Genomic DNA, 21,626 nt, shown 5'->3' with positions numbered 1-21,626 from the left:
TGGAAAAATATACGTAAAAAAAGGAGTTCCGTTTTTTACTTTAACATAATTTTCTTAACTGAAAACTGGAATGAGGTATTTACACCTTCATCAGATTTAACTGAAATTTCTCCATTTAGATATGTAACTAGTTTTTTAACAGTAGCCAAGCCTATACCGTGCCCTTTATTTCCATTTCTGTCAGGTTCGGAAGAAGCATTAAATAATGTAAATATTTCTTTTTGGTTTTTCTTAGAAATGCCTCTACCATTATCTTTAACTTTAAAATAATAGTAATCCTCTGTCTCTTTATTGTCTAATGTTATAATGATTTTCTCTTTATCGTTGTATTTAAGACTGTTTCCAATAAGGTTTAAGAATATTTGTTTTAAGACAGAGCGATGACTTTCAATCATCAAATTATCTTCTGGAAAATTTACTTCGCAATCATCCCCAATATTTAATAAATCTAAAATTTCTTCTATCAAATCATTAAAATAGAATGCTTTTATGGATGTCTTACCTTGATTAACATCTTCTTTATAATACTCAAGTGTGCTTGTTATATATTCTCCAAGAGTAAGTGCAGATTGTTTTAAATAATTTAAGTATTCTACACCTTTAGAATCTAAAACATCATCATATTTACTTTTAAGCATATCTGCAGTAACAATCATTCTTGCCAATGGCATTTTTAAATCATGAGAAATGTTACCAGCAAAGTTTTTAAGATCATTATTTTTTAATTCAAGTTCATTTTGAAGAAGTGCTAATTCCTTATTTTTTCTTTTAGTCTCAAAAAGGTTTTCTACCTGAAAAGCCAAGGCAATTAATGTATGTTTTTGTTTTTCAGTAAGTTTTCTAGGTTTTGTATCAAAAACACATAAAGTTCCAATAGGAAGTTGTTTCTGGTTTAATAATGGAACGCCAGCATAAAATATAGCATTATGCTCCTTTACAAGCGGATTATTAACAAATCTAATATCTTCTCGAGCATCTGGAACTATAAATATCTGTTTTTGCTCTAAAATTGCATGACCACAAAAAGAAATATCTCTAGGTGACTCGTTAAAAGGAACACCATGATGTGATTTTAAAAAATTTCTTTTACTATCCAGAAGTGTAACTAATGAAATTGGTACATCACAAATATTAGCTACTAAAGCGGTAATTGAGTCAAACTCTTTTTCTTCAATAGTATCTAAAAGCCCAGTATCCTTTACGGCATCTAGACGTTGGTCTTCATGCGGGTGATTTTTTGGGGCTATCATTTTTGCTTTTATATAATTACTACCTGTGCTTAAGTAGATCTAATTAAGTGGGTAAAATGTCACGTGACTATCTAGAGCCAAGCCACAAATATAGGCAAAAAAGAAAAAAGTTAAATATTTGTTAACGAAAATTTTCAAAAACGCCTAATCCAAATAAAGCAAAGTCATACTTAACAGGGTCATATTTATCAAACATTCGTAATGAACTGTCTAATTCTATTAACGCTTTTGCATCATTAGTTTTTCGGTGTAATAAACCTAGTCTTCTTCCAATATTTCCTGTATGAACATCAAGAGGGCAAGATAATTTTGAAGTAGATATAGATTTCCATAAACCAAAGTCAACACCAGTATTATTAGGACGTACCATCCATCGTAGAAACATATTGATTCTTTTTGCAGCTGAATTTTTTAACGGGTCACTAACGTGCTTTTCGGTCCTTTTTTCATGATTTAATTCAAAAAAGACTTTTTTAAATTGATGTATAGCTGGTTGTAGTGAATCTTTAGTTTGATGGTTTGAAAATATTGATTCAAGACCATCATGATTTAAGTAGATATTTTGAAGTGATAGAATAAAATAATCTAGGTCGACAGCATTAAAAGTTCGATGAACGAAGTTTTGTAGTATTCCTTTTTTTGATTTTACTGAAGAGTAATTTAGAATAAAATCATAAGGAGAGTTACCCATAATGGTAACCAATTTGTTACCGTTATTAATAATACCTTTTCTATTACCCCATGCAATAGTGGCAACTAAAAAAGCTATAATTTCAATATCTTCTTTCCTTGTAAATTGATGTGGAATCTGGATAGGGTCACTTTCAATAAATCTTGGGTTATCGTAAAGTTCAGCTTTCTCATCAAGAAAGTCTTTGAGGTGTTCTATTTTTAATTTGTTAGCGATATATGATTATTTTACAATAACTCCATCTTGCATTACTAGCTTTCTGTCTGCCATATCTGCTAGTTCCTCGTTGTGGGTAACAATAATAAAAGTTTGTCCAAACTCATCTCTAAGTTTAAAAAATAGGTTATGTAAGTTCTCGGCACTTTCGGTATCTAGGTTACCACTAGGTTCATCTGCAAGAATAATAGATGGGTTATTAATTAATGATCTAGCAACAGCTACACGTTGTTGTTCTCCGCCAGAGAGCTCATTTGGTTTATGATTTTCACGATGTGATAGCCCTAAAAAAGCTAGAAGTTCCTTGGCTCTTTTTTCTGCTACTGGTTTTTCAGTTTTTTTAATAAAAGCTGGGATACAAACATTTTCTAAAGCTGTAAATTCTGGTAATAATTGATGAAATTGGAATATGAACCCTAAACTGTCATTTCTAAATCTTGCTAATTGTTTTCTATTTAGACTAGATATTTCGGTATTATTTACTGTTAAAGCACCTTCAGAATAAGAATCTAAAGTACCTAGAATTTGTAAAAGTGTTGTTTTTCCAGCTCCAGATGCACCAACAATAGATACAACCTCACCTTTATTTATCCTTAAATTAACTCCTTTAAGTACATGTAAATCCCCGTAATATTTATGAATGTTTTTTGCAGTTATCATGCTTAAATTTAGAAATGTGAAAATAGGTAATTACTGTAATTTCTACAACGAATAGTGTTTAACTATTTTTATCGAACCAATACTTTATGTTATTGTAGTCTATAAAATAGGTTATCCTTAGTGATACTGTATTTTGTTGTGGCTGGTTAAATAATCTATTCAAGCTCTCACCATAACCAATAGTAGATTGCTCATCCAAATTAAAAATTTGATTTCTGTAGAGTAGAGTAGCTTCACTACCCGGAGCAAAACGCCACCTAAAGCTAAGATCTAGATTCCAAATATTAAAATTCCTGTTTGGGTTATTCTCAGACGTGTCATAATCAAATCGTGTTCTTGTACCATCATCATTTAGTTTAAAAAAGATTTCATCACTATAATCTGCTGTACTCCAGAAATTTCTGAAGCGCAAGTCTATTGCCTTATATGGGTCAAAGTTATAATTTGCAGTAATTTGGTTCTCAATATTTGTAACAATTCGTTGTCCCAAAAACACATTAAAATCATTGTTATCAATGTACCCAAAACCATTATTTATATTAGAATAGTCTAATCTATAAACAACTAACAATTTATCTGAAAATCTATACCTTGGAGAAAAGTCAAAGAAATAATTTTTTTGTGGGTCATTAAAATAGTTTCGATATCCCACACCTGCGTCTAAAGCAAATTTCTTTCTGTAATCTGTAGATACCCATATTCGCCCTCCAAGATTTTCATTAAAGGTAACAAACCTTCCTTGAACCCTAGGTTCAAAGTAATCATCTGTATCTGAATTATAACCAAGGTTTCCACCAAAACTTAGTCTTTTAACTGTAGAGAAAAAGACATCTAAATTATACGTGTTACTTGTCTGTACATTTGGTTTGTACAATCTATTATGTCTTCCTGTGAAGCCTATTCTGTATCTATTAAAAGTATTTGTAGGTTCAAAAATTTCATAAGAAACACCTGCAACAAAATTATTAAAGTTGTTTCTAAAGTTTAACCCTAGGTCGTTAATGTCGTAGGTAGTGTTTGAAAAATCATGTCCAACTCTATATCTAAAGTTTCCATAAATTTTTGCAATATCCAATTCAGACAAAAACCCACTTGTAACCCCTCCATTTTCATAGACATTACTAGCAATTGCTCTTCCAGATGCTCCGTAATGATTTTTTTTATCAGCTACATTAAACACAAATGCAGAGGTGTTAGCATCTCTAAAACTTCCATCCCTAGTTACATTAGTATTTATAATAGAAATAGAAGAGTTTTCATTAAACTGCTGGTCTAGTACTACTATATTATAATTAGATAAAGGTTCTACAAGTACTTCTCTAGTTTCTCCCGATACTGTATCATTAATTTTAGCAAAGGTTCTTTCGGTTATAGAGTTAAAAAAACCAACTCCAAGTCCTTGTTTTGTTCGACCAGATATTTTTAAGGCGTTTAATAATTTTACTCTTCTTGGAAACTCGATAACCTCTTCATTTTCTGCTAACTCACCAACCGAACCCGATGGACCGTTTCCAACTCTTCTTGAAAAGAAAATACCTCCTTTTTGAAACAGATCAATACCTTCAGTAAAAAACTGTCTATTTTCATTAAAAGTCTGCTCAAAAGGCCCAAGGTTAAGCCTAACATTATCAAACGAAGCTTGCCCAAAATCAGGAATAAGTGTAGCATCTAGGGTGAAGTTATCACTCAAACCATATTTCACATCCATTCCAGCACTAAAATCAGATTCAGTTTCTCCATCAAAATTGGTTACTAAACCTTGTGCAAATGGGAATAGAGTAAGTCTTACAGGAGGATCAATGTTGCTTACTCCTGTTATATTTCCATTGTATTGAGTTTCTCTTCCTACACCATTTTCAATAAAATTCCAAGTATGTGTTTCATTCTCTTTTACTAATCTTCTATAAAAGTTTACACTCCAATTCTGCACATCTACTTCTGGAAATCTTAAAGCGTTATATGGTATTCTATATTCTGCATACCAACCTTTATTATCTTTACTTACTCTACATTCAAAAACTACATTATAACCAAAATCTTGATTGTTTAAGGTGACACTAGAGTCTCCAATAGTCCCAGCACTTGTTACAAAAAATCGTGTTTCGTTTATACCGTCATTTAGAGTATTAATAGCAAATGTAAAATTGTCTGCCTGGACAAAAACTTCATCTCGTTGCGAAAACTGACTCAAGATTTCTTCAGGGTTAGGATGAAACATATATGCAGCGACATATATAGCTTTATCATCATACGCCATCTTTACTTCAGTTCTATATTCTTCTGTTATTGTACCTTCATTACCCGGTTGATACATATTAAAATTACCATACGTTGGTAATTCATGCCATATTGCATCGTCTAATAGACCATCAATTTTAATTGATGTATTAATTCTTGTTGCTTCTAATGTTTTTTTTTCTTGCGCAGTTAGTATAAAAACAGAAAAAAACAACACTAGAAAATTACTTACATAATGGAAAGAGGTAATTTTTTTCAATAGGAATATATTTGATAAGTAGTATTAAAACGTTGAAATTTGATTGCGGCAAAGCTACCTTTATTGTCTAGTTGGCTTTATTAATGAAAAGTTAAAAAGAGGAATATAAAAGTATTGACCTGTTAATTAATAGTAATTTTGTTTAAATAATGAATAAAAAAATAGAACAAGTTGTTTTTGCTGGAGGTTGTTTTTGGTGTACTGAAGCAGTCTTCCAACGAATTGATGGAGTGCTAACCGTAACCTCTGGATATACTGGCGGACATATTAAAAACCCTGCTTATCGTGAAGTATGTATGGGTATAACCGGACATGCTGAAGGAATTAAAATTGAATACAACGCTTATGTTGTTTCATTTGAAACATTGTTAGAAGTCTTTTTTGCAACACACAATCCAACTACCTTAAACCAACAAGGTAATGATAAAGGTACACAGTATAGAAGCGCTATCTTTTACAGCACAGTAGAACAAAAAGAGGCTTCAGAAAATTTTATTTCACTCTTAGAAAAAAATGCAGTTTTTGATGCTGCTATAGTAACAGAAGTAACTCCACTAGATGTTTTTTATGAAGCTACCGAGGATCATCAAAATTATTATAATGAAAACATACAACAACCTTATTGTCAGTTTATTATAGCTCCAAAAGTCGAAAAAATTAAAAAATATTATTCAGATAAACTCAAAAAAGCATAATGGGATCTTACAAATCATTTGAAGAATACGAAGAGAAAACAACTTCAGAACTAAAAGGTAATTATACCGAAATCCTTAAAGGAATAGGGGAGGACATAAATAGAGAAGGAATTATAAAGACCCCAGAACGAGCTGCAAAAGCAATGCAGTTTTTAACTTCAGGTCATTGTCAAGATCCAGCAGAGATTTTAAAAGGCGCTATGTTTGCTGAAGATTATAACGATATGGTTATTATAAAGGATATAGAGTTGTATTCTTTATGTGAACACCATATCCTTCCTTTTTTTGGTAAGGCGCATATTGCGTATATCCCAAATGGATATATTGTTGGACTTAGTAAAATACCTAGAGTGGTAGATGTTTATGCAAGAAGACTTCAGGTGCAAGAACGTTTAACTCATGACATTTTAGAGTGTATTAATGATACTTTAAAACCTAAAGGTGTTGCAGTTGTTATAGAAGCCTCTCATATGTGTATGATGATGCGTGGTGTGCAAAAACAAAATAGTGTAACAACTACTTCAGGATTTAGGGGACAATTTGAAAAAATTGAAACCCGAAACGAATTCTTAAAATTAATAAGTAACGATTTATCGTAAGTATTTATATACTAGCAATTTTTGGCAAGTTTATTGCGTTTGTTATTACAGTAATACTTAAACACAACACTATGCAAGAAAATAAATATAAATTGTTAAGAAAAGGGTTATTAATGGATGCTGGGGGTATGATAACCACTTTTATACCAGTAGTTGGACCTTTTTTAGATATACTTTGGGCTCCATATGCAGCAAAAAAAATGAGTGAAATGTATAAAGGACAAGATGGTAAAATAGCTTCTGTAATTGTTTTTATTGAAGAAATCTTACCGTTTACAGACTTTATTCCAACTTTTACGTTAATGTGGTTATACACATTTATATTTTCAACTCAAAAAAATCCTACACCACAAACTATAGAAGTAGAAGTTAACGAGTAAAATATCAAAGTTTAGTAAAACCCTCTAAAATGTTAAGATATCGTTAACAATTTAAGGGGTTTGTTTTCGTAAATTCGAAAGCAAATAAAAACTTCCAAATGAAAAAACATTTACTCTATGGAGCTGTGTTAACCATGGCTTCACTCACCTTGCTTGGGTGTTCATCAACAAAAAGCGCAAAAAACAAAAAAGGAGCGGCTACTGCTGCAGCTGCAAAAAAACCTTCTAAAGACAAAAATGCTATTAAAAAGTATAAAGATGTCATTACTAAGGAGGCAAAGACCGATAGTGGATTATTTCACGTCCATAAAGTAAAAGAAGATTATTTCTACGAAATTCCAGACACCTTATTTGATCGGGAAATGTTAATGGTTACTCGTATCGCTAAAACTGCATCAGGTATTGGTTTTGGTGGTGGTAAACAAAATACTCAAGTATTACGTTGGCAGAAAAAGGATAAAAAAGTATTACTACGCGTTGTGTCACATCAAGTAGTTGCTTCAGATTCATTACCAGTAAGTGAAGCAGTAGAAAACTCTAATTTTGAGCCTATACTTTATAGTTTTCCAATAAAAGCGTTTAATAATGATTCTACCGCAACGGTAATTAATGTAAACCCTTTATTCGAAAAAGATGTAAAAGCTCTAGGTTTCCCTGCAAATAGAAGAAGAAATTATAAAGTAACTCGCTTAGATGCTAGTCGTTCTTATATAGAAACTCTTAAAAGTTATCCATTAAATATAGAAGCAAGACATGTTAAAACGTATGAAGCTGGTGAGCCACCTTCTAATGCGAGTACAGGTTCTATTTCTTTAGAAATGAATAACTCGATGATTTTATTACCTAAAGAACAAATGCGCCGTCGTTATTTTGACCAGCGTGTAGGATGGTTTGCTAGAGGACAAATAGATTATGGACTTGATGCTCAAGAAAGTAAAACAGTACGTTATTTAGATCGATGGAGACTAGAGGTTAAAGACGAAGATATCGCAAAGTTTAATAGAGGAGAACTAATAGAGCCAAAAAAACAAATAGTTTATTATGTAGACCGTGCTACTCCAGAAGTATGGAGGCCATATATAAAACAAGGAATAGAAGACTGGCAAGTAGCTTTTGAAGCTGCAGGTTTTAAAAATGCAATTATTGCAAAAGACCCTCCAACTATAGAAGAAGATCCAGACTGGAGCCCAGAAGATGTTCGCTATTCTGTAGTACGTTATTTAGCCTCTCCAATTCCTAATGCAAATGGACCTCATGTTAGTGACCCAAGAAGTGGAGAGATTTTAGAAAGTGATATTAACTGGTATCATAACGTAATGACACTGCTTAGAAATTGGTTCTTTGTCCAGACTGCTGCGATTAACCCAGATGCTAGAGGAGTAGCTTTTAAAGATGAAGTTATGGGGCGTTTAATTAGATTTGTATCTGCACACGAAGTAGGGCATACATTAGGCTTGCCTCATAATATGGGAAGTAGTGTTGCTTATCCAGTAGATAAATTACGTGATGCTGCCTTTACTCAAAAATATGGAACGGCTCCATCAATTATGGACTATGCTCGTTTTAATTACGTTGCACAACCAGGTGATGACGGTGTTGCTTTAATGCCTAACATTGGTCCTTATGATAAATACGCTATAATGTGGGGTTACAAACCTATTCTTAGTGTTGATACTGCTGAAGAAGAAAAAGAAATTTTAGACTCTTGGATATTAGAAAAAGCTGGAGATCCAATGTATCGTTTTGGAAGACAGCAGTTTGGAGTAATTGACCCAAGTTCTCAAACCGAAGATTTAGGTGATGATGCAGTTAAGGCAAGTAACTATGGTATTATGAACTTAAAACGAATAGTACCTAACCTTATAGAATGGACTGCTGAACATGGTAAAAACTATGACGATTTACAAACCATGTATGGTCAAGTACTAGGACAGTACAACCGTTATATGGGACATGTATCTTCAAATATTGGCGGTGTCTATGAGTACTATAAAACGTATGATCAAGAAGGAGCTGTTTATACACATGTTGCTACAGATAGACAAGAAGAGAGCATGCAGTTTATCCAAGATCAATTATTTACTACACCAGAATGGCTACTAGATAATAATATCTTTGATAAAGTACAATCTGCTGGAAGCGTAGAGAGAATACGTGGAACTCAAGTGCGTACACTTAATAATATGCTAGACTTTGGTCGTATGGCACGTTTAATTGAAAATGAAACAATTAATGGTGATGAAGCTTATGGTTTATTAGATATGATGATAGATCTACGTCAAGGAATCTTTAGTGAATTATCAAGAGGTAAAAAAATTGATGTTTATAGAAGAAACTTACAAAGAGCATATGTGGATAGAATGGAGTATTTAATGACAGAAGATCAAAATATTCCAGGATTTGCAAGAAGGTTTGGAGGTATAACTTCAGTTAATGTAAGCCAGAGTGATATACGTCCTGTAGTAAGAGCAGAATTAAACAACTTAAGACGTAACGCTCGTGCGGCTATTGGAAGAACAAGTGATAGAATGAGTAGATACCATTTACAAGATCTAGTAGAACGTATTGACCTTATTTTGGACCCTAAATAATAATAGTATCCCTATTAGATAAAAAAACGGCTCTAACTAGAGCCGTTTTTTTATTTTCAAAACTTATGAAGATTACTGCACATTTACAGGAATAGGAGCACTAATATCAGTTTCTCCTCCTGCACTAGCAGGTGTACCATCATTAGGTTTTGTAGGCTCGTGACGAAGTATAAACGTTAATGTACCAGAACTAGCATCACCCGTAGTAAGGTTAAAAGTAACACCAATTGGGTTTCCATCTCCATCTGCATCAGTATATTCGGTAGTTGCATTTAACCCACCTCCAATTACATATAAAAACTGGTGTTCATCATCTTCTTCAAGAACTTCTAACGTAATATCCTCTGCAGGAGTCTCAGTTTCATTTAATACTTGTATTGTACCATTATAAGTAGTATTAGCTGCTAATGTACCAGGAGTAACAACTGGGTCATCACCACCATCACCATCAAGATCTCTAAAAGTTAAAGTCACCGAACTTCCTGTTGATGCATCTCGTAAAGTTGCAATTAAGGTTGTTATTAATTCTTCTTCATTTACTTCTTCTGGCGTATCATCGTCATTAGAACATGATTGTAGTAATATTGATGATATAAATAGTATACTTAATAATTTAATTGTTTTCATTTTTTTGTTTTTAATAGTTAATTTTAATGTTTAATTGAATATTTCTTCCCAAATCATCTGCATAGTACCGTAGTCTATTTAAATAGTTTCTATATGATGTATCCAATAGGTTTGTTATTCTTAATCCAAAATTTAGGTTTGATTTACTATTGACTTTAAAATCCATATTCGCACCAAAATGTAATAAATGATAAGCATCTGGTGGGGTACTTACGTCAACAACTTCAAATGTTTCTGTTTGAGGGATAAAAACTTCAAAATTGGTGTCTGGGAATTCGTTTTGCCTAAAAACATACTCGCTTTGTAATGAAAGCTGTAGGTTTTTAATTTTTGGCATATTGTATTGTAATCTATTTTTAAGCGTGGCAGCAGGCATATTTATTAAAGGTAAATCGCGAGTTTTATCTCTTCCTTTTACAATGTCAAATTGAGTATCAAAGTCTAATTGACTTGTTAAAGGTGTTTCAAAATTAATATCAACACCAACAAGCGAAGCTTGTGTTTGTCGATATTCCCAAACCTGAAAGTTTCCTCTAATAGTTTGCTGTACACTAGTTGGTTCGATTACTATAAAGTCTTCTATAAAATTAATATAGGGGTTTACGGTAAAAGAGTAATTACTAGCGTTACGCTGTAAGGTTAAGCTTATTTTTTGTGACACTTCAGAATTAAACCGTAGGTCTCCTAATTCTATCCTAGAAGCACTATGGTGTAATCCTTCACTAAACAATTCTGATGCATTAGGAGCCCTTGATGCTAATGCATAATTGAAAAACAAGTTATAGATATCATTAAAGCGATAGGTAGCACCAACTGTTCCTGAAAAGTTATTAAATGTAAGTTCAGGGTTAGTTAATAATTGGTCTCCCAAATCTTCAATAACTAATTCTGGAAAAAGCTCATCATAACCTCTTTCTTCCCAAAGTGACGTCCTGTAAAATTTAAATACATCCATATAGGTGTAATCAAATCGAAGACCTCCTTCCAATAAAAGATTTTCAGAAAGTGTAAAATCTACTACACCATAACCTCCAAACTTATACATATCATAATCTGGAATTAACCTTCTTACACCAGTTGTAGGGTCGGCAAAATTGGATTGATATACTCCAGTAATACCTGTTTTTAACGTAGTGTTTTCTGAAAGATCTGATAATAAATCTAAGGCAATATCATGAGTTGTTAATTCTAAATCTACCGATGCTTTATCAGCATCATCTCCTCGTCTTATATCAAACTCGAACCTGTTATTTTTCTGAAAGTTATATTGAAATGAAACCTTTCCAAGGTTATCAAACTTTTTAAATGCACTTATCTTTGCTAGATGGTGTGTTACTTCTTGTCTTGGAACATCAATGTCATATGTAAAGTCTCTTATAATTAATGGCCTTTCACTATTAATTGCAACAACCTGATCTTCTGCGCCTCCTAGATGTGAAGCTCTTAGAATCCCAATTTTGTTTTTAAAAATAGAGTAGTAGCCTTCAACTCCATATGAGATTCTATTTAGACCAACACGAATGGATGCATCTCTTTCAAAAAAACCTGTATTACTTAACACATAATCTGGTGCTTCAAAATCTCCAAACCTCTTTAGAGTACCTTGAAGACTTGCAAACCAACCATTTTCATAGCTTTTTGTAAGGGTAGAAGTTATAGATCCGCCTCTACCATTACTAGCTGCAGTTAGTATTGTTTTACCAAAAAGTGAATCTTTTAGCGCTACTCTTAGTGGCTCTGAAACAACAACACCTCCCACAGCATCACCACTATATTGTAATGCAGAGGCGCCTTTAAGTACAGTTATGTTACTAGCAGTATTTAAGTCTATATTAGGAGCATGCTCTGCTCCCCACTCTTGGTCTTGCATACGTACTCCATTATTTATTATAGTTACTCTACTGCTATGCAATCCATTAATTACAGGCTTAACAACAGTATTTCCAGTATTTAAAGAACTTACGCCACTAAGCGTATTTAATACATCTCCTAATGAACCGTTGCTGTAACTTTCAACTATTTCTTGAGAAATGGTATTTTCTAAAAGTGTTTCAGATTTTGTAGCATATGCATTTCCAGAAATTGTTATTTGATTAAGCTCTTCAAGATGATGTTCTATTCTGAAGGCTTTAGTAACAATTTCAGTATTCATAGAAACTGTGAACACTTTTGTATTACATTCAGGATGAGAAATTTGTAATTTATATTCCTGATTACATAGTCCATTAACAATAAACTTTCCATCTAAATCAGAAAGGTATGCTGTTTCTGGACCTACTACAATAATAGTAGCGCCACTAAGGGCAGTACCATCATGAAGGTCTATAATTTTACCTTCTAAAGTATAGTTACAATCTTGACTGTACAGAGTTAGATTGCTATATAAACATAGCAATACAAGTGCAATAATTCGCATCGATTAATTTAAATTGATTTCCACCTATGTGGAATAAAATAATAAGGGCTCTTTTTGTTAAGAAAGTAAAATTGGAGGCCCTCTTAGTGGGTTATCACTAACACTATGAGAATAGTAAAAAGAAGTATAAAAATCTATTACTAAAGTTTTATAGGAAGTAATAGAAGTTTGTGTATATTTTATTTCTGAATAAGTGAAATTAGATAGGTGAAAATGGCAAACACTACAATCTACCTGCTTCTGGTGGAGATGCGTCGTGATTTCTTTACAGGTTTCAACATGGTGATGCCCATCTAAAGCGTGAATACTCTGTACCACAGTTGGTAACAGAAATACTGTAGCTAAGAAAACAACAAAGCCTGTGACTATATTTTTTATTTTGTTTTTCATTCTCTCAATAGAAAACCTAATTTCATTGACTTTAGCATCTTTTTTTCAAAGTTCCAAAAAAATTGATACTCTCCAAATAACCAACCAAAAAATACCAAGAAAACCTGATATAGAGGAAATATGGCGAGTAAACGTATTGGCCAATATACCCAACCATTTGTAGCCTCTTTTTCTATACCAATAATTTCCATTAAAGGACCTGCAAATTTTGCAGAGGTACTCCCAGTTATTGCAAAGACTACAAAGATGACAACTAGCTGCCAGTTACTAGTAATATTCCAACGCTTTTTTAATCCTTTCATTAATTTCTACTTCCTGGAAAACGCTGATTGTATTTTTGTTGAAAATATAAAAAGTAATTATACAATTTATAATTTACTTCCATACCGTAATCTACATTAAACTCGTAATTAATTCTCTGTGGATATAGGCTAGGACCATATTGTAAAGCATTTGATACTCTTAAATTATATTCAGTAACAAATATTCTATTTCTATTTTCTAAAAATGTTAAACTGTAATAGCCCTTTGGGGGTTGTGAAATTAAAAATGAATTAAACCCTGGTTCGATTATTAAGATTTCATACTCTAGGCTATCATTCGCAATGCGAACAGTATCTGAAGCTACATTGGTGTCTTTATCTCCTTGCATTGAAGACTTACTTGCATCACAGCTGTAAAGTAATACACCAAAAGTTAAAATTGTAATAAGATACTTCATTGGCAAATTTTTATAAAAATACTAAAATGATACCTGAGGTACTATTAATTAAGCTTCCTTTAACAAAAAAAGCATCTAGTGACTAGATGCTTGGTAATTTTTGTAAAAAAGAGGTGTCTATTTTCCAAACAGTCCACCTAGAAGTCCTCCTAGACCACTTTTTTTACTATTTCCACCACTTAGTACCATTCCTGCAACATCGTCTATAATACTACCATCATTATCTCCATCTAATAAAGACTCAATAAGTGATTGTTGTTTGTTTTGTTGTTTTCCGCCACCTAGCATTCCACCTAGAAGTCCATCCAATCCAGATTGACTTTGTACATTTTGCTTTCTTTTCTCTTTTCCTAAATATCCAAGCACTATAGGTGCAACTACAGATAAAATTTTCATTACATTTCCAGAATCCATACCAGATTTTTGCGATAATGCTCCAACAACATTGTCTTGAGAACCACCAAGTACGTGCCCTAAAATTCCTAAACCGTCGATTTTTACATCTTCGTTTACTCCACCATTAAATAATCCTCCAAGATTGTCTAAAATACTACCATCGTGCTTGTTGTCTAATGCACCCATTAATCCTGATGCTCCTTCTTGTGAATTTGCATTACGCTTCATGGCACCCATTAAAAGGGGAAGTGCCATAGATACTACTTGTGCTGTTTTGTCTTGCGGTTGATTTGTGTCTTGACTTACTCCGCTAATCACTTGCTTTCCTAAGTCACTATTTAAAAGGTCTAAAATTCCTGCCATTTTTATTTTATTATAAATTAGTTTCTCTAAGATAACTAAATATTTAGTAACTCCTAGTATTACTAGTTTAATACTAGATGATTACATTTTGTTTTCGATAAAATCGAAGTTTAAAGGGTTGAATTTGTTATTTTAAAATTGAAATTATTTGATCTGCGAGTTCTGTTCCAATTCTATCTTGAGCTTCTTTAGTTGCTGCGCCAATATGTGGACTTAATGAAAGTTTACCATTCATTAATACTTTAATAGCAGGAGTTGGTTCGTTTTCAAAAACATCTAGTGCAGCAAAAGAAAGCTTATTTGCTTCAAGTGCATCTAGTAGTGCTAGCTCATCTATTACACCACCTCTAGCAGCATTAATTAAACCAGCACCGTCTTTCATTTCTTTAATTTCATCTTTACCAATAACATATTCCTTTTGTGCAGGGACATGTAGAGTAATAAAATCTGCTTCATTTAAAACAACTTTCTTGTCTTGGTGCGCTAAGTTGAATGATACTTCTTGCCCATCATAAAAGGGAAGTTTTATAGTAGTTTTCTCCACATAACTATCACTATAAATTACTTTCATTCCGCAGCCTAGTGCTATTTTGGCAACTTCTTGACCAATACGTCCAAAACCAATAACGCCTAAAGTTTTCCCTCTTAATTCTCGGCCACTAGCATAACTTTTCTTTAGTACTTTAAATTTAGATTCACCTTCTAAAGGCATATTCCTATTCGCATCAAATAAGAAGCGAACTCCACCATATAAATGTGCAAAAACCAATTCAGCAACAGAGGCTGATGATGCCGCTGGAGTATTTATAACATGTAATCCTTTTTCTCTAGCATATTCAACATCAATATTATCCATGCCTACACCACCTCTTCCAATAATCTTAAGAGAAGGACAACTATCTATCAATTCTTTTCTAGCTGTTGTTGCACTACGGACTAAAAGCACCGAAATATCATTATCATTTATATAGTTACTAAGTTGTTCTTGTGCTACTTTAGTTGTAATTACTGTAAAACCAGCTGCTTCAAGTGCATTAATGCCTGTTTGTGATACACCATCGTTTGCTAATATTTTCATTAAGTGAAGTTTAAGTTTTTGGTTTAAAAAATTCTGTTTGCTTTAGTTATGCGCCTCGTTCTAGTTCTTGCATTACATCAACTAAAACTTGTACACTTTCTAGTGGTAATGCATTGTACATTGATGCTCTATAGCCACCAACACTTCTATGACCATTAAGCCCATTAATTCCAGCTTCAGTCCAGAGCTTATCAAAAGTTTCTTTATGAGCTTCATCTACTAGGTTAAAGGTCGCATTCATTTTTGAACGATCTTCTTTTGTTGCTACAAAGCCTTTAAATAGTGGGTTTCTATCTATTTCGGTATATAATAATGTTGCTTTTTGGTTATTTATTTTTTCAATAGCAGTAATACCTCCCTTTTCCTTTAACCACTCTAAGGTTAGCATAGATACATATACAGGAAAAACTGCGGGAGTATTAAACATACTGTCCTTGCCTATATGAACTTTATAGTCTAGCATAGATGGTATTGTCCTTGAAACTTTCCCTAAGATATCTTCTTTAACAACAACAAGAGTAGTGCCAGCTGGCCCCATGTTTTTTTGTGCTCCTGCATAAATTAAATCAAATTTTGAAAAGTCTAATTGCCTTGAGAAGATGTCACTACTCATATCACATATTAGTGGCGCGCTAGTCTCAGGAAAGGTATTAAGTTGCGTTCCAAAAATGGTATTGTTACTAGTACAATGAAAATAGTCAATGTCTGTAGGAATAGTATATCCTTTTGGAATGTAATTAAAGTTTTGGTCTTTTGATGATGCTATTTCTACAACTTCACCAAACAGCCCAGCTTCTTTTATTGCTTTTGAAGACCAAGTTCCGGTGTTAAGGTAAGCAGCTTTATCTTGCAGTAAATTGTAAGCAACCATTAAAAACTCTGTACTTGCTCCGCCTTGTAAAAATAAAGCCTGATAGCCTTTGTTTTGCAACCCTAGGTGTTCTAAAGCCAGGGCTCTAGCGTTTTCCATAACAGAAACAAAATCTTTACTTCTGTGTGATATTTCAACAAGAGATAAATCAAGGTTATTAAAATTTACTACTGCTTCAGAAGCTTTTTTAAGTACTTCTTGCGGAAGGATACAAGGGCCAGCACTAAAATTATGTTTTTTCATATCAATATCCCACGGCTAATGGAATCAATTTTAATTAACTATTATTTCTTTTCTAAAATAATTTAGGAAAGGATTCTAAAAATACAAAGATGTAAAAAGTAGTAGCAAATTAGGTTAAAAAAGAAACAAAATTATTAAGAAGTTTTTTACACTTACGTGTACTAATCATAAAGCATATTTTTTGACTATAGTTGGCTTAAAAACTCTAAAGTATCTACACCATCGGCGTACTCCCAAAGGCTTGGAGTTTGCGCTTTTCCGAATGGAATTTCATTTTTAAAACCAATTTTAGATACGACAGCTTGTATATTTTCTTTTTCTGAAACAAGTTTTTTCTCCAATGCTTCTTTATTGTCATAATACTCATAAAACACAACCGAAATAGGAGAGGAGTAGCCAGAATCTTCCTTAAGCAACATAAACTCGTTGTCCAATAACTTTATGTTGCTCATTAAATAAATAGCCTTGTTGTAGTCGTAATTATTAATGTATTTGTGATTATTAATTATGCCTTTCCAAGTGTACATTGCATTAAAAAAGGGATCAAAGTTATAATCCTGTGGAATAAATATTTTTGAAATATTACGGCAACCTAAACCAAAATATCGAAAAATATCATTGGCTAGTAACTCCAATTCAATTTTAGTTTCTTCACCAGTAAGAATAGCTACAGAGTTTCTATTCTTCCTAATGATATTTGGGTATTTTCCAAAATAATACTCAAAATGAGTTGCCGTATTATTACTTCCTGTAGCAATTACTGCATCAAAATTTTCTAATTTTTCTTCTGTAAATTGAATACGGTCAATAAAAGAAGGATGTATTTCTTTTAAAATTTCTGCTAGAAAAGGCAATAAAACTTTATCATTTGAGGATAATTTCGCTTTAATATAATGTCCTGTTAGTAGCACAGATAGAAAATCATGAAACCCTACCAGAGGTATATTTCCTGCCATTATAGTTGCTACCGTTTTGGGTTTTATGTCTTCAATATTGTATATAGAATACCATTTTTCAAGATTTTGTTTTGTAAGAATACCTCCCCATGCTTTAAACGTAAATGCAAGATTATCTGGAGTAAACCAACTGTTTTGCATATGAGCAGTTGTTATACAGGCTTCCATTTTTTCGTAAAAAATGTCATTTAAAGAAAGACTTTCGTCTTTTACAGGAATATTTTCTCTAAACTGGTTTAAAAAGGTGCCTAATTGAGCAAATGCGTTAATTCTTTGTTGTAATTGCATGTAGGTTTGGTATTACTTCTTTTTGATGTTAACTTTGCGCAAAGTTAGAAAAAGAAAAGCTATGGCGATTATTATAACAGACGAATGTATTAATTGTGGTGCTTGTGAGCCAGAATGCCCCAATACTGCTATTTATGAGGGTGCGGATGATTGGCGTTATGCAGACGGAACAGATCTAGACGGAAATGTAGTGCTTCCTAACGGAAAAGAAGTGAATGCTAATGAAACACAAGAGCCCGTAAGTGACGAGGTATATTATATAGTTCCAGATAAATGTACAGAATGTAAAGGGTTTCATGAAGAACCTCAATGTGCTGCAGTATGCCCTGTAGATTGTTGCGTTCCTGACGAAGATAATGTGGAAACAGAAGAAGAATTACTTGGTAAGCAATCTTTTATGCACCGCGATAGTTAATTAGTTATAAGAAAATATATTTCTAGAGTACTTAAGGTAGTAACTTCACCATTTTCAAGTTTTGTTTTTTTGAAAGAAACATAATCTCTTCCGTCAAAGCCATCATTTGGTTTATAAGTATAAAAAATCTTTCTGTCTTCTTTTACTTCTAAATTACTTTCTTGGGCGTTATTGGGAGTTTCTCTAAATTCTATTGCTTGATTTGCATCTATAGTTCCTAAAAAATATTCACCCGTTTCAAAGTTTCGTAACTCAACAAAAATGGCATTATTAGTGGATGGAATTCTATCATCTTCTTTATCACAACTAATAAATAATAGAAGTGTAGTGAATAAAAATATGTACTTGGATAACCTCATGTAATAAATTTACAAAATTTTTATGCTAATTTAAAATAGATTTTAAATAGAGTACCTTCTTCTGGCGTACTTTTTACATCTACTTTACCACCAATAGCTTCAATCTGGTTCTTCGATATAAATAAACCAATACCTTGTGCATCTTTGTTTCCATGAAATGTTTTATACATTCCAAAAAGCTTACGTCTGTTCTTTTTTAAATCAATTCCCATTCCATTATCTTCAATCGACAATTCAACAAACTTTTTCTTCTTTTTTGTACTAATTTTTACGTAGGAATCTACTTTTTTATTACGATACTTAATTGCATTAGTAAGAAAGTTAAGAAGAATGCTATCTATATAAGCATCTATTCCTATTATTTCTAGGCCTTGGTCTGTTTCATTTATTAATTTAGTTCCAGTAGTTTTAAGCATAGAACTAATATTTGTTAAAGCAGATTGTATGGCTTTTGAAAGATTAACAACAGTTAAATTCTCTTCTACAGTAGTATTTATCAAGACTACTTGATTAAGATGCTCAATAGTTTGTTTTAAATTTTCTGAAGCTCGCTTTAAGCTAGAAATAAGTTCGTTTCCTCCTTTTTCAGGATTTTCAAAAATGTACAAATCAAGTAACATCCCAAAGTTACTAGAGTGTGACCTAAGATTATGGGACACTATATGAGCAAAGTTTTTTAATCTATTATTTTGGTCTTCGCTAACCATTAATGATGAGCGCATTTCTTCTTCAATAGATTTAAGCTCAGTAATATCGGTATGCGCTCCAAGCATTCTTATGGGAACGCCATCTTTATTTCTAATTGCTATTCCCCTACAGCGAACCCATACTGTATGGCCGTCTTTGTGTTGGTATCTTACATTTTGGTCATATTTATGGTTTGGGTCTTCACAATGCTTGTTAAAATTATCTATAGCTAATGCTAGGTCTTCTTGATTAATAATTTCTTGCCACGCTGCTGCTTTGTGGGGCATTTCAACTGGATTATAACCTAAGACTTCCCATAATCTGTCATTCATCCATTCATTCTCTGGTTTTTCCAAGTCCCAATACCATAGACCATCTAGTGCAGAATTCTGCAAAAACTCGAAGATACTCTCATCTTTTTTTATTAAGTCGTAGAGTTCTTCTTGTAGATAATGTCTCCCCATAATTCTTATCAATAACACTTTAAAGATAAAAAAATACTTTAATCGGTTTGTATTATACATAAAGAATTGTTCAAAAGTTGTAAGCTAGATAATTTTTGTACATTTAAATATGCCGGCTTGGTTACATACAGTTATCTGGATTATTGCTATATATATAGTAATAAGTATTCTATTGTATTATTTACAAGATTTCTTTCTTTTTAAACCTGAAAAACTACCCAAAGAGTTTAAATTTTATTATGATAATCAAGTAGTAGAAGAGTACAACTTAGAAACTCGAGATGGGGCAGTTATTAATGGTTTACATTTTAAAACTAAAAACCCAAAAGGAGTAGTGCTTTATCTTAAGGGAAATTCCAAGAGTATTAAAGGTTGGGGGAAATTTGCGGTAGATTTTACTAGACATAATTACGATGTAATTATGGTCGATTACAGAGGCTTTGGTAAAAGCATTGGAAAACGAAGTCAAAAGGCCTTAAAACGTGATTTACAATATGTTTACAACAAAATAAGAGAGCGCGTTTCAGAAAAATATATTATTCTTTATGGTCGCTCTATGGGTTCTGGCTTTGCTACTAAACTAGCTTCTATGAATCATCCCAAGATGCTTATTTTAGATGCTCCTTACTATAGTTTAACCAAAGTGACTGGACGTTATATGCCGTTTATGCCGCTATCTATTCTATTAAAATATCCAATGCCAACATATAAGTGGCTAAAATATGTAAACTGTCCTGTACATATTATTCATGGTACTAATGATAAATTAATTCCCTTTAAGAGTAGTGTAAAGCTTTCTGAAATTAAACCTAAAATTACTAGGCTTTATCCCATTATTGGTGGCGGACATAAAAACATGAATACTTTTGAATCCTACCATAAAGTCTTAGAAGAAATAATACTTGGGGAAGAAAAACCCATAGATTTATCAACCACTAGTATTGGTGTAAAACACAGCTATAAAAAATAATGAAAAGTTTTTTTAAGAAATTAACTATTACACTTTTAGTAGTAGCTTTGTGCGTTGTTTCTTTACTCTATTTTATGCAAGAAAAACTAATCTTTTTACCTACCCAATTACCGCAAGATTACCAGTATGAATTCACCCAGCCTTTTGAAGAGTTTTCTTTAGCTACTGAAGATGGAGCGTTATTAAATGCCATACATTTTAAATCTAAGAGCCCTAAAGGTGTGATTCTATATTTCCATGGAAATGCTGGAGATTTATCACGTTGGGGTGTTATTACTCAATATTTTACGCAATACAATTATGACGTTGTTGTTATGGATTATCGCACGTATGGAAAGAGTACAGGTGAGTTGTCCGAAACATTACTATATAATGATGCAAATTTGTTTTATGAACACGTAAACAAACAATTTCCCGAAGATCAAATTATTGTTTATGGTAGGTCACTGGGTACTACTTTTGCTAGTTATGTAGCTTCAAAGCATCAACCAAGTCAATTAATTTTAGAGACACCTTTTTACAATCTTACACAAATTGCTCAAAAGCGATTCCCTATTTTACCTGTAAAAAAATTGCTTAAATATAAATTTCCAACGCATAGTTTTGTTAAAACTATTCAATCTCCAACTACTATTTTTCATGGCACAGACGATAGTGTAGTGCCTTATGCTTCAGGGAAAAAGCTCTATGAGTTGTTTAAGCCAGATCAAGGACAGCTAATTACAATTGAGAATGGAACTCATAATAATTTAATAGATTTTGAAGCATACAGAGCTAATATTGCCAAATTATTAAAATAAAAA

The 21,626-nt window shown here is 32.5% G+C and carries 22 protein-coding genes; 7 read left to right on the top strand and 15 right to left on the bottom strand.

Annotation, left to right across the window (positions count from 1 at the left end):
* Positions 1-35: 35 nt before the first annotated feature.
* The 4 genes from RM538_RS02850 to RM538_RS02835 form a co-directional block, all read right to left on the bottom strand.
* Complete coding sequence (locus tag RM538_RS02850; protein ID WP_311331881.1) at positions 36-1,250, bottom strand: GAF domain-containing sensor histidine kinase; 1,215 nt, start codon at positions 1,248-1,250, stop codon at positions 36-38.
* Between the two features lie 121 nt (positions 1,251-1,371).
* The gene (locus tag RM538_RS02845) at positions 1,372-2,157 is read right to left on the bottom strand and encodes a TIGR02757 family protein (RefSeq protein WP_311332155.1); all 786 of its coding nucleotides are present in this window, start codon (positions 2,155-2,157) and stop codon (positions 1,372-1,374) included.
* A 6-nt stretch (positions 2,158-2,163) separates the two neighbouring features.
* On the bottom strand, positions 2,164-2,817 hold the full coding sequence (locus RM538_RS02840) for an ABC transporter ATP-binding protein (RefSeq protein WP_311331880.1): 654 nt from the start codon (positions 2,815-2,817) through the stop codon (positions 2,164-2,166).
* A 58-nt stretch (positions 2,818-2,875) separates the two neighbouring features.
* Positions 2,876-5,314, bottom strand: a complete 2,439-nt coding sequence (locus tag RM538_RS02835) for a DUF5916 domain-containing protein (protein ID WP_311331879.1) — start codon at positions 5,312-5,314, stop codon at positions 2,876-2,878.
* Positions 5,315-5,463: 149 nt separating this feature from the next.
* Here RM538_RS02835 and msrA point away from each other — a divergent pair, with 149 nt between their 5' ends.
* From msrA to RM538_RS02815, 4 genes are all read left to right on the top strand, one after another.
* Entirely contained in the window at positions 5,464-6,009 is a 546-nt protein-coding gene (gene msrA / locus RM538_RS02830) for a peptide-methionine (S)-S-oxide reductase MsrA (protein ID WP_311331878.1), read from the top strand.
* The gene (folE, locus tag RM538_RS02825) at positions 6,009-6,608 is read left to right on the top strand and encodes a GTP cyclohydrolase I FolE (RefSeq protein ID WP_311331877.1); all 600 of its coding nucleotides are present in this window, start codon (positions 6,009-6,011) and stop codon (positions 6,606-6,608) included. Before msrA ends, folE begins: the two co-directional genes overlap by 1 nt.
* Positions 6,609-6,679: 71 nt before the next feature.
* The gene (locus RM538_RS02820; RefSeq protein ID WP_311331876.1) at positions 6,680-6,988 is read left to right on the top strand and encodes a hypothetical protein; all 309 of its coding nucleotides are present in this window, start codon (positions 6,680-6,682) and stop codon (positions 6,986-6,988) included.
* A 98-nt stretch (positions 6,989-7,086) separates the two neighbouring features.
* Positions 7,087-9,579 (top strand): zinc-dependent metalloprotease, encoded by a 2,493-nt coding sequence (locus RM538_RS02815; RefSeq protein ID WP_311331875.1) that lies wholly within the window; start codon positions 7,087-7,089, stop codon positions 9,577-9,579.
* A 72-nt stretch (positions 9,580-9,651) separates the two neighbouring features.
* On the opposite strand, the gene RM538_RS02810 is transcribed toward RM538_RS02815, so the two are convergent.
* From RM538_RS02810 to RM538_RS02770, 9 genes are all read right to left on the bottom strand, one after another.
* Positions 9,652-10,206, bottom strand: coding sequence for a type 1 periplasmic binding fold superfamily protein (locus RM538_RS02810; protein WP_311331874.1), 555 nt, complete (start codon positions 10,204-10,206; stop codon positions 9,652-9,654).
* Positions 10,207-10,216: 10 nt separating this feature from the next.
* Positions 10,217-12,622: a TonB-dependent receptor gene (locus tag RM538_RS02805; protein ID WP_311331873.1), complete on the bottom strand. Its 2,406-nt coding sequence runs from the start codon at positions 12,620-12,622 to the stop codon at positions 10,217-10,219.
* 57 nt (positions 12,623-12,679) lie between these two features.
* Positions 12,680-13,012 (bottom strand): hypothetical protein, encoded by a 333-nt coding sequence (locus RM538_RS02800; protein ID WP_311331872.1) that lies wholly within the window; start codon positions 13,010-13,012, stop codon positions 12,680-12,682.
* Positions 13,009-13,314: a DUF6787 family protein gene (locus RM538_RS02795; protein ID WP_311331871.1), complete on the bottom strand. Its 306-nt coding sequence runs from the start codon at positions 13,312-13,314 to the stop codon at positions 13,009-13,011. The genes RM538_RS02800 and RM538_RS02795 overlap by 4 nt, the downstream gene beginning before the upstream one ends.
* The gene (locus RM538_RS02790) at positions 13,314-13,733 is read right to left on the bottom strand and encodes a DUF6146 family protein (protein ID WP_311331870.1); all 420 of its coding nucleotides are present in this window, start codon (positions 13,731-13,733) and stop codon (positions 13,314-13,316) included. Before RM538_RS02790 ends, RM538_RS02795 begins: the two co-directional genes overlap by 1 nt.
* Positions 13,734-13,850: 117 nt before the next feature.
* A complete protein-coding gene (locus RM538_RS02785; protein WP_311331869.1) occupies positions 13,851-14,492 on the bottom strand; it encodes a DUF937 domain-containing protein in 642 nt (213 codons plus the stop codon).
* Between the two features lie 127 nt (positions 14,493-14,619).
* Positions 14,620-15,570, bottom strand: a complete 951-nt coding sequence (locus tag RM538_RS02780; RefSeq protein ID WP_311331868.1) for a D-2-hydroxyacid dehydrogenase — start codon at positions 15,568-15,570, stop codon at positions 14,620-14,622.
* A 46-nt stretch (positions 15,571-15,616) separates the two neighbouring features.
* Complete coding sequence (gene serC / locus RM538_RS02775) at positions 15,617-16,684, bottom strand: 3-phosphoserine/phosphohydroxythreonine transaminase (RefSeq protein WP_311331867.1); 1,068 nt, start codon at positions 16,682-16,684, stop codon at positions 15,617-15,619.
* Positions 16,685-16,869: 185 nt separating this feature from the next.
* Entirely contained in the window at positions 16,870-17,928 is a 1,059-nt protein-coding gene (locus RM538_RS02770) for an acyl-CoA reductase (protein WP_311331866.1), read from the bottom strand.
* Between the two features lie 61 nt (positions 17,929-17,989).
* On the opposite strand from RM538_RS02770, the gene RM538_RS02765 reads away from it, so the two are divergent.
* Positions 17,990-18,343 (top strand): 4Fe-4S dicluster domain-containing protein, encoded by a 354-nt coding sequence (locus RM538_RS02765; protein ID WP_311331865.1) that lies wholly within the window; start codon positions 17,990-17,992, stop codon positions 18,341-18,343.
* Here the strand turns inward: RM538_RS02765 and RM538_RS02760 are convergent.
* Together RM538_RS02760 and RM538_RS02755 are read right to left on the bottom strand one after the other, a co-directional pair.
* Complete coding sequence (locus RM538_RS02760; RefSeq protein WP_311331864.1) at positions 18,340-18,702, bottom strand: hypothetical protein; 363 nt, start codon at positions 18,700-18,702, stop codon at positions 18,340-18,342. The genes RM538_RS02765 and RM538_RS02760 overlap by 4 nt on opposite strands.
* Before the next feature lie 20 nt (positions 18,703-18,722).
* Positions 18,723-19,853, bottom strand: coding sequence for a sensor histidine kinase (locus RM538_RS02755; protein ID WP_311331863.1), 1,131 nt, complete (start codon positions 19,851-19,853; stop codon positions 18,723-18,725).
* Positions 19,854-19,962: 109 nt separating this feature from the next.
* Here RM538_RS02755 and RM538_RS02750 point away from each other — a divergent pair, with 109 nt between their 5' ends.
* Together RM538_RS02750 and RM538_RS02745 are read left to right on the top strand one after the other, a co-directional pair.
* Positions 19,963-20,823 (top strand): alpha/beta hydrolase, encoded by an 861-nt coding sequence (locus RM538_RS02750; protein WP_311331862.1) that lies wholly within the window; start codon positions 19,963-19,965, stop codon positions 20,821-20,823.
* The gene (locus RM538_RS02745; RefSeq protein WP_311331861.1) at positions 20,823-21,623 is read left to right on the top strand and encodes an alpha/beta hydrolase; all 801 of its coding nucleotides are present in this window, start codon (positions 20,823-20,825) and stop codon (positions 21,621-21,623) included. The genes RM538_RS02750 and RM538_RS02745 overlap by 1 nt, the downstream gene beginning before the upstream one ends.
* Positions 21,624-21,626: the final 3 nt, after the last annotated feature.

Origin of the sequence: Patiriisocius hiemis (assembly GCF_031846325.1) — a bacterium.
Taxonomy (GTDB): Bacteria; Bacteroidota; Bacteroidia; order Flavobacteriales; family Flavobacteriaceae; genus Patiriisocius_A; species Patiriisocius_A hiemis.
This window is presented reverse-complemented; position numbering and strand designations above follow the sequence as displayed.

Coding starts and splice junctions, on each gene's coding strand:
- RM538_RS02850 (WP_311331881.1), bottom strand. CDS start 1,250: ATGATAGCCCCAAAAAATCACCCGCATGAAGACCAACGTCTAGATGCC.
- RM538_RS02840 (WP_311331880.1), bottom strand. CDS start 2,817: ATGATAACTGCAAAAAACATTCATAAATATTACGGGGATTTACATGTA.
- msrA (WP_311331878.1), top strand. CDS start 5,464: ATGAATAAAAAAATAGAACAAGTTGTTTTTGCTGGAGGTTGTTTTTGG.
- folE (WP_311331877.1), top strand. CDS start 6,009: ATGGGATCTTACAAATCATTTGAAGAATACGAAGAGAAAACAACTTCA.
- RM538_RS02820 (WP_311331876.1), top strand. CDS start 6,680: ATGCAAGAAAATAAATATAAATTGTTAAGAAAAGGGTTATTAATGGAT.
- RM538_RS02815 (WP_311331875.1), top strand. CDS start 7,087: ATGAAAAAACATTTACTCTATGGAGCTGTGTTAACCATGGCTTCACTC.
- RM538_RS02810 (WP_311331874.1), bottom strand. CDS start 10,206: ATGAAAACAATTAAATTATTAAGTATACTATTTATATCATCAATATTA.
- RM538_RS02805 (WP_311331873.1), bottom strand. CDS start 12,622: ATGCGAATTATTGCACTTGTATTGCTATGTTTATATAGCAATCTAACT.
- RM538_RS02800 (WP_311331872.1), bottom strand. CDS start 13,012: ATGAAAAACAAAATAAAAAATATAGTCACAGGCTTTGTTGTTTTCTTA.
- RM538_RS02795 (WP_311331871.1), bottom strand. CDS start 13,314: ATGAAAGGATTAAAAAAGCGTTGGAATATTACTAGTAACTGGCAGCTA.
- RM538_RS02790 (WP_311331870.1), bottom strand. CDS start 13,733: ATGAAGTATCTTATTACAATTTTAACTTTTGGTGTATTACTTTACAGC.
- RM538_RS02785 (WP_311331869.1), bottom strand. CDS start 14,492: ATGGCAGGAATTTTAGACCTTTTAAATAGTGACTTAGGAAAGCAAGTG.
- RM538_RS02780 (WP_311331868.1), bottom strand. CDS start 15,570: ATGAAAATATTAGCAAACGATGGTGTATCACAAACAGGCATTAATGCA.
- serC (WP_311331867.1), bottom strand. CDS start 16,684: ATGAAAAAACATAATTTTAGTGCTGGCCCTTGTATCCTTCCGCAAGAA.
- RM538_RS02770 (WP_311331866.1), bottom strand. CDS start 17,928: ATGCAATTACAACAAAGAATTAACGCATTTGCTCAATTAGGCACCTTT.
- RM538_RS02765 (WP_311331865.1), top strand. CDS start 17,990: ATGGCGATTATTATAACAGACGAATGTATTAATTGTGGTGCTTGTGAG.
- RM538_RS02760 (WP_311331864.1), bottom strand. CDS start 18,702: ATGAGGTTATCCAAGTACATATTTTTATTCACTACACTTCTATTATTT.
- RM538_RS02755 (WP_311331863.1), bottom strand. CDS start 19,853: ATGGGGAGACATTATCTACAAGAAGAACTCTACGACTTAATAAAAAAA.
- RM538_RS02750 (WP_311331862.1), top strand. CDS start 19,963: ATGCCGGCTTGGTTACATACAGTTATCTGGATTATTGCTATATATATA.
- RM538_RS02745 (WP_311331861.1), top strand. CDS start 20,823: ATGAAAAGTTTTTTTAAGAAATTAACTATTACACTTTTAGTAGTAGCT.